The 12,894-nt window shown below is 53.9% G+C and carries 11 protein-coding genes; 3 read left to right on the top strand and 8 right to left on the bottom strand.

What is annotated here, in order from left to right; genetic code table 11:
- Nucleotides 1-4: 4 nt before the first annotated feature.
- Nucleotides 5-634: a hypothetical protein gene (locus ABWO75_RS11665; RefSeq protein WP_353185731.1), complete on the bottom strand. Its 630-nt coding sequence runs from the start codon at nt 632-634 to the stop codon at nt 5-7.
- Nucleotides 635-1,345: 711 nt separating this feature from the next.
- A complete protein-coding gene (locus tag ABWO75_RS11660) occupies nt 1,346-2,227 on the bottom strand; it encodes a DUF4886 domain-containing protein (RefSeq protein WP_353185729.1) in 882 nt (293 codons plus the stop codon).
- A gap of 121 nt (nt 2,228-2,348) precedes the next feature.
- Between ABWO75_RS11660 and ABWO75_RS11655 the strand changes: the two genes are divergently transcribed.
- On the top strand, nt 2,349-3,116 hold the full coding sequence (locus ABWO75_RS11655) for a helix-turn-helix domain-containing protein (RefSeq protein ID WP_353185727.1): 768 nt from the start codon (nt 2,349-2,351) through the stop codon (nt 3,114-3,116).
- A gap of 64 nt (nt 3,117-3,180) precedes the next feature.
- Nucleotides 3,181-3,573, top strand: a complete 393-nt coding sequence (locus ABWO75_RS11650; RefSeq protein WP_353185725.1) for a YciI family protein — start codon at nt 3,181-3,183, stop codon at nt 3,571-3,573.
- Nucleotides 3,574-3,617: 44 nt separating this feature from the next.
- Here ABWO75_RS11650 and ABWO75_RS11645 read toward each other — a convergent pair whose 3' ends face one another.
- From ABWO75_RS11645 to ABWO75_RS11630, 4 genes are read right to left on the bottom strand one after another with little or no spacing between them, the layout of a single operon-like run.
- Nucleotides 3,618-3,911 carry a Smr/MutS family protein gene (locus ABWO75_RS11645; RefSeq protein WP_353185723.1) on the bottom strand — a complete coding sequence of 98 codons (294 nt, stop codon included), beginning with the start codon at nt 3,909-3,911 and terminating at the stop codon, nt 3,618-3,620.
- A 25-nt stretch (nt 3,912-3,936) separates the two neighbouring features.
- Nucleotides 3,937-4,827: a PorP/SprF family type IX secretion system membrane protein gene (locus tag ABWO75_RS11640; protein WP_353185721.1), complete on the bottom strand. Its 891-nt coding sequence runs from the start codon at nt 4,825-4,827 to the stop codon at nt 3,937-3,939.
- 28 nt (nt 4,828-4,855) lie between these two features.
- Nucleotides 4,856-8,203 carry an MBG domain-containing protein gene (locus ABWO75_RS11635; protein WP_353185719.1) on the bottom strand — a complete coding sequence of 1,116 codons (3,348 nt, stop codon included), beginning with the start codon at nt 8,201-8,203 and terminating at the stop codon, nt 4,856-4,858.
- Between the two features lie 14 nt (nt 8,204-8,217).
- Nucleotides 8,218-9,411, bottom strand: a complete 1,194-nt coding sequence (locus ABWO75_RS11630) for a tail fiber domain-containing protein (protein ID WP_353185717.1) — start codon at nt 9,409-9,411, stop codon at nt 8,218-8,220.
- A gap of 420 nt (nt 9,412-9,831) precedes the next feature.
- On the opposite strand from ABWO75_RS11630, the gene ABWO75_RS11625 reads away from it, so the two are divergent.
- A complete protein-coding gene (locus ABWO75_RS11625; protein WP_353185715.1) occupies nt 9,832-10,821 on the top strand; it encodes a diaminopimelate dehydrogenase in 990 nt (329 codons plus the stop codon).
- 138 nt (nt 10,822-10,959) lie between these two features.
- Here ABWO75_RS11625 and ABWO75_RS11620 read toward each other — a convergent pair whose 3' ends face one another.
- The gene (locus ABWO75_RS11620; protein ID WP_353185713.1) at nt 10,960-11,697 is read right to left on the bottom strand and encodes an SDR family oxidoreductase; all 738 of its coding nucleotides are present in this window, start codon (nt 11,695-11,697) and stop codon (nt 10,960-10,962) included.
- 85 nt (nt 11,698-11,782) lie between these two features.
- Nucleotides 11,783-12,718, bottom strand: coding sequence for a helix-turn-helix domain-containing protein (locus ABWO75_RS11615; RefSeq protein WP_353185711.1), 936 nt, complete (start codon nt 12,716-12,718; stop codon nt 11,783-11,785).
- Between the last annotated feature and the right edge of the window lie 176 nt (nt 12,719-12,894).

Genomic DNA, 12,894 nt, shown 5'->3' with positions numbered 1-12,894 from the left:
CCCGTTACCGGAAACGCAATAAATCGTTGGTTACCCGCTGCGCCCGCACCATGTCACGTGTATTTTTTATCAATGTCTGCTGCTGCCGGATCAATTGCTGATTTTGTAGCGCCAACTGCCGGAGCTGTTGATGCTGCAGGTCGCGGCTGACCTCTTCCTCATACAGGTTAATCCCCTCCCGAAGCGTTTCAATCCGTCCATTGCGGACGTATTCCAGCAATTTAGTACAGGCGTGCAGAGTACGGTATTTGGGCGGCAGCACGCTGTCATCCTCCAACTCATCAGCCAGGTGGTTCATCTCCGCAATCATCGGCGTAAATTCAATGGTCGCCTGCCGTTCCATGGCTGTTTTCTTTCTGCGGTCCAGTATTGGCCCAATGACATACTGCATGGCTACAATACTGCCGCCAAAAGACAGCAGGCCCGGCACAATGACACCCTGTCCCTGCAGGTTGCCGATACGGTACCAGAGCAGGTAAATGATCCAGCCTGCGGCAATGCCCCACCATACAAACATCCGTCGCCGACTGTAAAGCTGTATGCGGAATTTCCGTTGTTCCATGTGCTCGTCCAGTTCGACATAACGTGAAATCCGGTCATATGCCTGTTGTAAATTTTGGTAGATACTTTCCATGTACATGGGGGTTACTTCACCGGCAAATATAACATTTCTCACCAAACGGGCAGGGCCGCGGGAAGTGGTTTTGTATGCGGCTTTACCCGGCTTATGTCCATCAACACAAACGGATGCCGCAAAGGGTGGTAGCGTAGCTGCGGTAATTTTTCAATTGTAATTAATTTATTTATATAACTGACATAATTAATTGGATATAAACAGTTAGTAAAAATATATAGAATATAATCTAATAACTCAAAGACACAGATAAAATAGAAACAAAAACTACATATGACATCCGAAATTAATTAATAAACAGGAACAAGTGAAAATTAACAATCAGCATTAGCGGGTAAACCGCACGTGCTGTCCATCCTGTCGTTAAATAACCGATACGCGGTAATAAAACAACGAAACCGGTCGTTTTCCGGAAACAAAAAGTGCGTGATTTTATCCTGCTGTCACCGCCCGGAGAGGCTGCAGAAAGGTGTGTTTTTACGTTACGGTCTTACTGGCATCCGTAGTAGAATAGCGGGAGTAAAAATCCGATGGCGTACGTATGAGGTCATTGATCGATCAGTCAGTTTGCCGGCAGGTACCATCCGCAAAACAGCGTTCTTCCCCACCCCATTTCCGTGCAGTGGCATCATTGGGATGCGGGAGAATATCCGGCTGTCCGTTCCATGCGACCGGAGCTAAAAGCGTGCTAATACCGTTGCCAATCGCAAGTCAGGGCATTGCCTCCGCAGTCGCTGCATCTGCGGCAACAGCCGTTACTGAAAACGGCGACATTACGGCGGCATGGGCCGCTTCCCGGGCTACTTCAGCTTCGGCTTCCGACACCCCATCCGGACGATAATCCTCGACAGGTGCTGGTTCTCCGAACAGGGATTCGAACCACGTACATGCTGCAATAAACCGTCCGATATGCAAATCCAGGTGATAGCCATCGCGCGTTAAATGATCCCCCAGGAAGCTCGTCCGGGCATTCTGGATTGCCGTGCCGGCCGGAATCAGCAAATCCAGCGGGATCAGCGTTTTCACCTGTCCCGAAGCCTCCATAATCGCCCCATACATGGTTTGCTGATCATTATCGTAATTTGCAAACCCCTGATGAGTGGAATTGGCCGCATACGCCCATGTCTGGTGCCAGCTGTAACGCACACTTCCACCCGTTACGCTATCAATGTAATGGTGCAGCGCGGGCAACGGCTGCCGGTAGGTATCAAACTGGCCCGACAACGGACTGGCTTGCTGAAGCGACACATAATCCCAGGGTTCATCGCGCAGGGCCGTGCGGATACTGGTATGCTCGGTGGTGGTCTTCACACCGTCAGCCGTAATTTTCCGATAGCTGTATGCTGCACTGTCCGATTGCACGTTTGCCAGGTGTTTGGCCAGCGGCGCCCCACCGATATACAGGTTACCGATGATCATGGGTTTTCCGGCCGCTTCGGCCAGTTCATACAGGTATTGTTCTACCGCATCCTGCGAAAAACTGTTGCCAATGGCCAGCACACGCAGGGTATCGCTGCGTTCCGCAGCCCGGATGTGGGCCATACCGACGATAAACAATACACAGAGGAGGATCGATCGTTTTAATGTTTGCATGATCAATATTAAGGAAAATTGACCCGATTTGCAACTACAGCAGCTGAGTAAACGCAGCAAAAGATGACGGTACCATTATCAAGATATATGCTGATTCGCCTATTTTTGTTAGCCAATGACCATGGAAACCCATATACCCAGCCGCGTATTGCAACCTTATATCAGGGCATTTCACGTCATTGAGAGCCACGGACAACCCCTCGAAAACCGGGTATTGCCGGATACGGCGATTGCACTGGCTTTCCGTTTCGGCGGACAGGTAGCTTATGGGCACGACCGGCACACCATCCTTCCCGAAGCATCGCTGACAGGACTGCGCCAATCGGCTCGCCTCATCAATTACTTCCCTCACTCGGGCACCATCGTGGTGCTGCTGAAGGAAGGGATGGCACCGGCCCTGTTCCGTAATCCGCTTCATGAGCTGGCCGGGCTCACGCTCGGTTTGGACACCTGCTTTTCAGCCACTGAAATCGCCCGTGTTCAGGATCAGCTGAGCGGGGCCCGAAATCACCGCGTACGGGTGGCCGTCCTGGAGGATTTCCTGCTGGCCAGGTTGCAGCCCCAGGGGCCCGATCCTGCTATGATCCGTGCCGTGTCAGCTATCCATCAGGCAAAAGGCAGGTTATCCATGTCCGGACTGGCAGACAACGCCTGTCTGAGTCAGGATGCTTTCGAAAAGCGGTTCCGGCGCACCGTAGGCATATCACCCAAATCGTTTGCCGATATCGTTCGCCTGCGGACACTTATCAGTCAGTACGGACACGGTCAATCTTTTCAACACCTGGCACTGGAGGGCGACTACTTTGATCAGGCGCATTTCAATCGGGCCTTCAAGCGGTTCACCGGCCTGTCCCCCCGCGAATTCTTCGGCCAATCCCGCTTTTGGTAATCAATGATTTTTTACAAGGATGGCAGCCCATGCGGGCCGACCTTTGTGAAAAACAAGGATAACAATGATTACAACGATCTTAATGACAATCGCCGGCCTGCCAGTAGGCAAGCCGAAGACAGCATCGGCCCTTAAAAAGTTTGTATTGGTGGTACGGGTACCGCAAAGCTATGGCAGCGATCAAGCAAAAGAGGTTGGTCCTGCTTGGGATGTGACCCTTGAATCGTGGAAAACCGAAGGCGTATACGTGGAAAGCTTCGCTTTTCCCGCGCCGGGTTACATCGTTACGGGGCGCGACCGGCAGGTGGAAGCGGGTCTGGTTACCTGGGGCGGGCAAAAAGTGGTAAGCATTATCGTGCTCCAGGCAGAAAATATCACCCAGGCAACCGCATTGGCTAAACAATGCCCCATACTGGAGCATGGCGGCACCGTAGAGGTGCGTGAGCGGCCGCAATAACTTGGCCCCTGCCGATTTGCAACCTATTGCTGCTGGTAAATTCTTCAGGAATACCGGATAATCACGTTCACCATACCCCGATTGAAAAAAGCCGGTTCATACGATTCGATCAACTCCTCACGTTCGTATACACGCAGTTCCTGGTATACGCGTTCGCGCAATGCACCGGTACCCTGACCGTGGATAAAGCGGATTTCCTGCTGACCGCGGGCAATGGCGCTATCCAGAGCCGTGCGCATGCGCTCGATGCTCAGCTGCACCATGTCTTCGCCACTGAGGCCGGACGTGTTGCGCATGAATGCACGGAGATGCAAGTCCACTTCCTGTACGGGTGCCATGACGCAAAGTTAGGAATATTATCCGCTACAAAAGTCCGCCGATTCCCCCGAAACGGTATCGGAGTCCGATCTCATGGGTACTGTTGTTCATCCGGCGGTTCAGCGGTTCGTTGCCCGGGTTGAACTGGTAACTGTAACCCACACCGAAACCCCCGAAACGGAACTCCGCAAGACCCGCAAGGTCACCGTAACTCCGCACATTGAGCCCCAGGCCGAATACCTCACCAACAAAGAACATCGCCTGAACATCCGCCTGCGGACGGAGGTTCCCCGCATACGTGACCAGCAGCGACGGACGGAATCCGAAGTCGGCCCCGAGCCGGAAAAGCGCCCCGGCAGTCAGGTGGTACTGGTTGCGGAAGTCATACCGGCTCTCCGCACCAACGCCAAGCGTGCCAAGCATCAGGCGCGGAAGCGACAAACCGACATAATAACGGCCCGGACGGTAAACAGCAACCCCGAAACCAACAACAGCATCCGTCTCCCTGACATCATCACGGAAGGCCGGGTCCCCCGGGTCAAGCTGCGAAAAACGGCCGTCCAGGTAACTGAAACCCGCATTCAGCGATAACCCAACATACTCGCTCTCCGAGATGCGGATACCCTTGGCGAAAAACGCGCTTGCCTCCGTCAGCCGCTCAACCGCCAGCCGCTCGTGGCGGATATTGACGCCCGCCGTTGAACCCATTTTCCGGAAACCCATATGCCCGCTCCCCCAGAAGGCCGTCGGGGCTCCCTCGATCCCGACCCACTGCCGCCGGCCAAGGAACGACACCTCACCCTCCGGGCGGAGCAGGCTCAGCGCCGGGTTGACAGCCGTGCGCTGGGCGCCGTATTGTGTGTGCGTAAGCGGCTGCTGCGCCCGCAGGGTAAAAGCCGTTGCCGCCAATATTACCATCAATAGTATCTTTTTCATCGCTCGTTGTTTTCTGTGACGCCGCTAATCAGTACCGCAGCACAAAGTAACCCTTCCGGTATTCCCAGCGGCCGCCGGCCTTTACCTCCACCAGGTAGAAATACGTGCCCGGGGTCAGCTGTAAACCGCCCGCACCCGTGCCCCGGAATACCGTATTCAAATTATCATAGCCCTTTGCCTCCCATACGATGGTGCCGTTCCGGCTGAACAGGGTCACCTTGTTCTCCGGAAAATCCCTTATCCCCTCGATCATCAAGAATTCGTTGATCCCGTCGCCGTTCGGCGATACCGCCGGGTGGATCCGCACCGCAAAGTCCGCCGAAGGGTCCACCACACGGATGGTAGCCGTCACCGGTCCGGCAGCATCATGGTTCGCATCCCCTTCCTGGGTGGCCGTGATCCGTACCGTGCCCAGCCGGTGGATCACAAGCGTGCTGCCCTCCAGGGTGGCCACCTGTCCGTCATCCACCGTCATTGCCACCGGAAGCCCGCTGCTGGAACTCACATCCAGCACGATGCTCCCCGCATCCCGGTTCACTTCCGAAGGGGCGTCGAACGTGATCACCTGACTGGCTTTCGCAACCCTCAGCACCCGGCTGACCGACGGGCGGCTGGTGTAGTTCCCGTTCGCCGGTACCGTCGCCGTGATCGTGGCTGTACCTACCCCCGTGATGTGGATTTGCCCGTTGCGGATTTCGGCTACCGCGGAATCGCTGCTCGTATAGCTTACCTCCTCCCCGCTGCTGGAAACAGCGCCTGCGGCAAAGTCCGCGTCACCGTACGTTTTCCCCGCAAACGCCGGGAAATCCAGCGTCCGTTCCGCCGGCGTGACCGTCAGCGTGGCTGTCAGCTCCAGATCACCGTAATTGGCACCCCCATCGAGCACCGCCGTCACCCGCTGGCTGCCCACATCCCGGCGGCTGTTGTTTTCATAGCTTACCGTTACACCGGACGGAACATCCCCAGAGATCACCAGTGACTTCCAAGTGCCGTCGTAAACAAAATTACCTTCTTCAAGTGTGATGCCGGCGATGAGCGCCGGGGTAATGGTCAGGTCGGCCGTAAGCACCAGATTCTCGTAATTAGCCCCCCTCACGGTAGCTGTCACCCGCTGGCTGCCCACATCCGTACGGCTGTTGTTCTCGTAGCTTACCGTTACGCCCCAAGGAAGATCCCCAGAGATCCTCAGCGATTTTGCACCGCCGTCGTATATAAAGTTGCCATCTGAAAGGGTGACATTCAATTCACCCGATGGCGTAATTTCCAATTCCGCACCCTGGAATGCCATTATGTAGTTTTCACCAAGCGATAACGTACCCTGTCTGATTTGGTATGTGCCTACCGCTTCTCCCGGTTCGCGCAGGAGTGCTCCGCCGAATCCATCACCTGCCACCAGCGCCGGCGACACCCGATAAGTCAACTCCGGGTCCGGCTGTCCAAAGCCTTTTGTCCGGCCATCCGCCGTAACCGTAACCGCAAGCGGCGCGATCGTGAAATCCGCACCTGCGAAATCAATTGTATAGTTGCTCCCTGCATCCAGCATGCCCTGCGCAATCGCATAAATGGCCGCATCTTCCCCTGGTGCACGTTCCAATGCACCGGTCAGTATACGTTCGTCATCCGCCAGTTTAAATCCGGTCGCCAAATACGTCAGCACCGGGTCGGCAGTGCCATACACCTTGCCCTGTCCCGCTTCCGCTGTAATCGCTAACGTTGCCGGGTCGATTGTCAACACCTGTGCCACCGGATCAGCTGCATGGAAGGCAACATCGCCATCCTGCATCGCCGTGATCGTTACCTGGCCTGCCGTATGCACCGTCAGCACCCGGCCGGCAACAGAAGCAATAGCCGGATTACTGCTGCTGTAGGACAACTCCAGTCCCGATGAAGCTATGCCCCCAAGCAGCAGCGGGTTGTCACCATAAGTCATCGCAGGCAGTGCACCGAATGTAATGACCTGTTCGCCCATCGGTATAGCCATTACCTCCATCGAAAGCCCGCCTTCGTTGCCCGCGGCATCCACCGCCGAAATCCGATACCGGTATTCCGTGCCATTGACCAGTCCGGTATGCATGAATGCCGTCAACGGCGCGGCAATGGTCTCCAGCAATAGCGCCGGGTCGGCACCAACGCTACCGTATACGCGATAAGACATCACGTCTGGTTCCGTATTGCCTGTCCATGTCAGGGTAATCTCCGTATCACCCCCTTCAGCGGCCAAATCCACCGGAACGGCAGGGGCTGCGCCATCGTGCTCCAGGTTCAATGTGTTGGATACCGTATTGCCGTTAGCTGCCATGTTCTGCGCCGCATCCGCTGATACAGAAAGGCTCACCGGTCCGTCCGCTAACGGCGAAACCTCCACTGTATACTTGATATTATCTTCGGTCTGCAAGGTACCGAGTGTTGCATTCGTTACCGAGATACCAGCGGAAGAAAATCCGGTTACTGCCTCACTGAAGGTGATGATTGCTGTAAACGAACCATTTACGGGCGATATCGCCGCAGTGGCGACCGCAACACTGGGCTGCACCGCATAGACCAGCACCTGATCAGTCGGGCCGCTATTATTAAGCGTCGGCACCGCATCATTGCCCGCTGCATCCCGGATCGTGCCACCAGCCAGCTCAAGGCTGCTACCTAAGGCAATACCATCCAGGTCTACATCCCCGGCCTGTACCGTGTAACGGAACACCAACGCGCTGCTGCCCGAACCACTTACGTAAGCTGCCGCTGCGGTAGCGGTGCCGATTGTCACATTCAGGTACGGCGTACCACCCGTTACATCCACTGTTATATTTTCGCTGAAATCCACCGTGAACACCAGCTCGTCATGCTCCACGTAATATCCATTTGCCGGTATGGCCACCACTGTCACCACAGGCGGCGTCACATCGCTCACCAGGGCGCTCACCTGCTGCAAGGTCGTCGAGGTCTCAAAATCATGTTCCGCAAACCGCTCGCTTTCATTCACCACCGTTTGGGGAATCAGGGTAAATGGACCTTCCTCCCCGGATGCATAAATCAGCTTCAGGTTACCAGCAGGTTCGCCGGTCAGCATGGCGTCCGTATACGGAAAGCGAAGCGTGCCCGTATATGCGATTGGTACATCAAATGTATACACCTGATTTACCGAGGGGCTTCCGGCATAGGCTACCGGATTGTCACTCCGCTGGAGTGCATTATTCGTAAACGTTACTTCAGCTGCAGGTGTAAATGTAAGGCCCTGTACGGAAAAAAGCGTATTCGGTTTAATGACCACTTCACCGCTGACTACTGTAAATTGCGCTTTTGCTGGCATACTTCCGAGTATGCAACAACCCAATGCGACGAATAGCTTAACGCTGAGCCACGCCAAGGGATAACTACATTTCATACGTATGCTTTAGGTTATTCGGTAGTTGTCTGCGTATTTTTCGCCGCTTCTGCAACCCGCTGCTCCAGCGCAGCCATCCGCTCCAGCACCGTCGCCAATTGCGTTTTCAGCTGGTCGTTTTCCGCTTTTAGTGTAGCCGTCCGTTTTTCCAGTGCCTGGATAGCCGCCATGTTGATGCCGTCAATATCCACCGTGTTGATGGTGGTGTCGTTTTTAACGCCATCCAACTGAAACGCCGCGTGGAAATCCTGGGCAACCGGTCCGATGTGCTGCTGGTCGGCCGACTGACTTTTGTAATTCCACCGCGTAACCGGAATCATCGCCACCTTTTGCAGAACCGATTCGACATCAATTTCCTGGAAATTCTCCTTTTTATTACGGTCGCTCACGCTCGTCCAGGCACCACCGCCCGGGGCGAGCTCCACACCCATTGGGGAGGCGATGTTTTGATACGTCGTAAAGAGCTTGAATCCGCCGATGAACCGCATGGTCATTTGATTATTTGCGGTCGCAAACGAACTGTCTGATGAAAATCCGGCTCCGCCGCAGCTCAGCACCATGGACCCCTGGCGGTTCGCCGTACGCGCATTTTTGCCAATAGCCGTAGAGAATTGCCCACTAGCACTATTTTGCAGGCCGATAGCTACGCCAAAATTTCCATTGGCAATCGACGGGCCCAGTACGATTGACGCCAACCCGCCCGCTATCGAGGAAGGACCCATTGCCAGCGCATCGTCATTCGTCGCCTGCGCACCCGATCCGATCGCAACCGCCCCTACGCCCGAAGCCGTACCATTGAATGCAAAGGCACGGTCGCTACTGGCTGTACCGTTATTTCCAAGTGCCACAGACTCATCGCCCGATGCGGTTGTAGCCAACCCCAGGGCAACGGAATTTTCACCGACCGCACGGGTGTTGTTTCCCGCGGCGAACGAATAGTATCCCACGTTGGTGGCATCCCAATAGGCACTACCGAAACTACCCACATAACCCGCCCGGAACGCCGCCTTTTCGGGATACCACATCATGCGTCGACCTGCACCACTGATCGGCGCTTTGGTAGAGGATTCTACGTCGCCCGGCTTGGTGAATGCCACAGCGCTGTCGGCCACATGAAACCCGGTTTGCGGATTCGCGATACCAATACCTACCTGGGCGTTCGCATACAGGCAGCCGCTGGCTGCCAAAATGAGTAAAAATTTTTTCATGGATGTTGTTTTAGTATCTACGCGGCAAGGTTGTAAACGCTAATAGCAGCGTTAGGCAAAGCGACCTGGTAGATGGTTACTTAGTTAGTTTCTGTCTTCAATCCGAAGTATCTGTTTTCCGGACATCACAAAAGTAACATACCAAACGTAAAAAACGAATTCTTCACTACGCTTTTTTACCGGAAATGACCCTGCATATGTGCTATTCAATACATGCAGCACCATATCCGCTGATTCCACCGTCAGCCCGGTTAAAAAAAAGTCACTTATTCCGAACGGCTTGCGGAACTGGATTGCTGCCCAAAAATACTCGCTCCAATACCTCATCACGCTTTTCCGTCTTCGCTATGCTCCTTTATTTTGCCTAACTTCGCCGGCCGGACCCCGCCGGGGTCATCGTTAAATTAAGCAGATCAACTAATGGAAAAAGAATCGCGCGGCATCCTGCGGATCGGGATTGTCGGTTATGGAAACCTGGGAAAAGGTGTCGAACTCGCTATCCGGCAGCAGCCGGATATGGAACTGGTAGCTGTTTTCACCCGGCGGCCGCCTGGCGCGCTGGCGGGTGTGGCAAATGCAATACCTTACACACAGCTCGCCGAATACCGGGAGGCTATCGACGTCATGATCCTCTGCGGCGGGTCTTCAACCGACCTGCCGGAGCAGGTGCTTTCCGTTGCCCGGCTGTTCCACACAGTGGATAGCTTCGATACGCATGCCAAAATTCCGGCCTATTTCGCACAGGTGGATGATGTATCCCGCGCTGCCGGTACCCTTTCACTGATATCCACCGGCTGGGACCCGGGACTGTTCTCGCTGGCCCGCCTGCTGGGACTGAGCATACTGCCCGAGGGCGAGGAATATACTTTCTGGGGAAAAGGCCTCAGCCAGGGACACTCCGATGCGGTACGACGGGTCGCGGGCGTCAAAAACGGCGTGCAGTACACCCTGCCGCTGGAAGATGTCATTGCGCAGGTACGTTCAGGTGAAACCCCGAAGCTCAGTGCGGCGGCCCGCCACCGGCGCGTTTGCTACGTAGTGGCACAGGAAGGGGCCGACCGCGGTGAAATCGAGAAAAACATCAAGGAAATGCCGCATTATTTCGAACCCTACGATACCACGGTACACTTCATCGATGACGAAGAGCTGCAGGCAAACCACTCCGGCATGCCCCACGGCGGCACCGTATTCCGGTCGGGCATCACAGGCAACGGTTCCCGGCAGCGCATCGAATTCAGCCTGGCGCTGGAGAGCAATCCCGAGTTTACGGCCAGTGTGCTGGTTGCGTGTGCACGTGCAGTGGGTAAACTGGCCAACGAAGGCCACACCGGTGCCCGCACCGTATTCGACATCCCGCTCGGTCACCTGTCGCCGCTATCAGCAGCCGCCCTCAGGGAAACCCTGTTATAGCGTCCAACGGCCGGGCATGTCTTTTTCCGGACCATCTGATTGGCTTTTTGCCGCCCGCCGCGGCAGGCCATGGATACTTATCGAATGGCTTGGCGGTTTACAAATAACGCTATCTGTCAATAAAGCCGACAGGTCATCCTAAGCCATACCGCCGTTGATGCCGATATTCTGTGAATTGATCCATTTGGCATCATCGCTCGCCAGAAAGACAACTACTTTGGCAATTTCCGCAGGTTCGCCAATGCGGTTAAACGGATTCATTGCTGCTAACCGGCTGATCGCCTCCTGCGGTTTACCATTGACAAAGAGCGCCGTATTAGTCGGTCCGGGCGATACCGAATTTACATTGATACCCCTGCCGATCTCTTTGGATAACACCCGCGATAACTGTTCAACCGCACTTTTGGAAGCAGCGTAGGTACCGTAAGTAGGTACCATCAACCGATTGATCGTAGTCGAAAGATTGATGATCGTACCATTGTCAGCAAGGTGCGTAGCTGCCTTTCGAAGGGTATTGAAAACGCCTTTCACATTAATATCGAACTGACGTTCAAAATCCGCATCGGTCGTATCCCGGATCAGTTTGGTGATCATGATACCAGCGTTGTTGACCAACACATCAATTCTGCCGAAATGTGCAATCGCCTTTTCAAACAGCGTGTCAACCTCCTTCGCTTTACTAACATCCGCCTTGATCGCAATGGCTTCGCCGCCATTTGCGTTAATTAAATCGACGGTTTGCCTGGCATCGGCCTCACTGCCGGAATAATTGATGATTACTTTCGCACCTGCTGCCGAAATATGCTGGGCGATCGTTGCCCCGATTCCTTTGGAACCACCGGTCACCAGGGCGATTTTCTGTGCTAATTTTTTCATATGCTGTATATTGAATTCTACAGAACAAAATTAGCTTGTAATCCTATCCAAAAAATTGCAAGAATTAAAGTTTGTAATGCAAATTTCAATCCTCCCCGCTATTCCGATGGCTTTCCCTGTATATCGTAGGTGAAACACCCGTCTGCTTTTTAAAGTAATTGCTAAAGTGAGCCGCCTCTGAAAACCCCAGCCTAGCGGCAATTTCTTTAATGGGAATTTCGCTATGCTGCAGCATGGATTTAGCCAATGAGGTCGTCTTCCCGGCTATCCAGGACTGGATAGACTTACCCGTTTTCGATTTAATCACCGAACTAAGGTACCCGGCATGCAGCCGCTGTGCGTCTGCATAGTCCTGAACGCGGTAAACAGTTGCATTTTTGCCGGCTCCCAAATCCCGGTAATGCCTTTCAAGCAATTGCTTAAAAGATCTCACGATCTGTGATTTCCGGTTTCCTTCATCGATCGGACTATAATCTTCCCAAAAGTACCCCTTTATGTAAAAAAGGAGCACACTTAGCAGGTTACCGATGATCTTGTATTTGTTTGGGCCGGTCGTATTATACTCCTTATGGATCAGCCTATAAATACCCTCTACTTTGCGGTAGAAAACAGGCGTAGCCTTTTTCGGGCTTAACGTTTCGGTAAGCAGGAACGGAAAGTTATCGAAAACATCGTCATGGAGATACTTTTTTAAAAACTCTTCGTCAAAGGTGATGAGATAAACTTCATCAATTTCCGTCCACCCAAACGTGCGGTAATTGGACGGATTGGTAAAGTAAATGGCCTGTGGCGCTACCTCAAAAGACTGGTTGTCGATGGTGTACGCTCCCCGTCCAGCTTTCACAAAAAGAAAGGAAAAATAATCAGGCCTGAACGGTTTCGACCGGTATGGGAGCGCGAAGCCGACATCCTTCAGATTAAGGATGGCAAAATTCTCCAAACCAGGCACCAGGCCCGTGCCCAGGTGAAGGCGCTGGTACAGTTCATACAACGATTTAACTTGCTTTCTATTTTCTTCCATCGTCTATTTAACCTGAGACGTCAACTAATCGAGCGTCCGCGTCCCCTCCGCCTTCTTCCGGACACCCAGGATAATTTTGACGGCCACCGGAATGGTCACCACCACCACGATGCCCACCACTACGTAATTGAGGTACGGCTGCAGGAACGGCATGCTGCCGATCAGGTAACCGGCAA

This window comes from Parapedobacter lycopersici (assembly GCF_040395035.1).
Taxonomy (GTDB): Bacteria; Bacteroidota; Bacteroidia; order Sphingobacteriales; family Sphingobacteriaceae; genus Parapedobacter; species Parapedobacter lycopersici_A.
The sequence above is the reverse complement of the archived record's forward strand: the minus strand, read 5'-3'. Positions and strand labels throughout refer to the sequence as shown.

What these genes read in the sequence shown, in the direction of transcription:
- ABWO75_RS11665 (WP_353185731.1), bottom strand. Translation starts at nt 634, where the DNA reads ATGGAAAGTATCTACCAAAATTTACAACAGGCATATGACCGGATTTCA.
- ABWO75_RS11660 (WP_353185729.1), bottom strand. Translation starts at nt 2,227, where the DNA reads ATGCAAACATTAAAACGATCGATCCTCCTCTGTGTATTGTTTATCGTC.
- ABWO75_RS11655 (WP_353185727.1), top strand. Translation starts at nt 2,349, where the DNA reads ATGGAAACCCATATACCCAGCCGCGTATTGCAACCTTATATCAGGGCA.
- ABWO75_RS11650 (WP_353185725.1), top strand. Translation starts at nt 3,181, where the DNA reads ATGATTACAACGATCTTAATGACAATCGCCGGCCTGCCAGTAGGCAAG.
- ABWO75_RS11645 (WP_353185723.1), bottom strand. Translation starts at nt 3,911, where the DNA reads ATGGCACCCGTACAGGAAGTGGACTTGCATCTCCGTGCATTCATGCGC.
- ABWO75_RS11640 (WP_353185721.1), bottom strand. Translation starts at nt 4,827, where the DNA reads ATGAAAAAGATACTATTGATGGTAATATTGGCGGCAACGGCTTTTACC.
- ABWO75_RS11635 (WP_353185719.1), bottom strand. Translation starts at nt 8,203, where the DNA reads ATGAAATGTAGTTATCCCTTGGCGTGGCTCAGCGTTAAGCTATTCGTC.
- ABWO75_RS11630 (WP_353185717.1), bottom strand. Translation starts at nt 9,411, where the DNA reads ATGAAAAAATTTTTACTCATTTTGGCAGCCAGCGGCTGCCTGTATGCG.
- ABWO75_RS11625 (WP_353185715.1), top strand. Translation starts at nt 9,832, where the DNA reads ATGGAAAAAGAATCGCGCGGCATCCTGCGGATCGGGATTGTCGGTTAT.
- ABWO75_RS11620 (WP_353185713.1), bottom strand. Translation starts at nt 11,697, where the DNA reads ATGAAAAAATTAGCACAGAAAATCGCCCTGGTGACCGGTGGTTCCAAA.
- ABWO75_RS11615 (WP_353185711.1), bottom strand. Translation starts at nt 12,718, where the DNA reads ATGGAAGAAAATAGAAAGCAAGTTAAATCGTTGTATGAACTGTACCAG.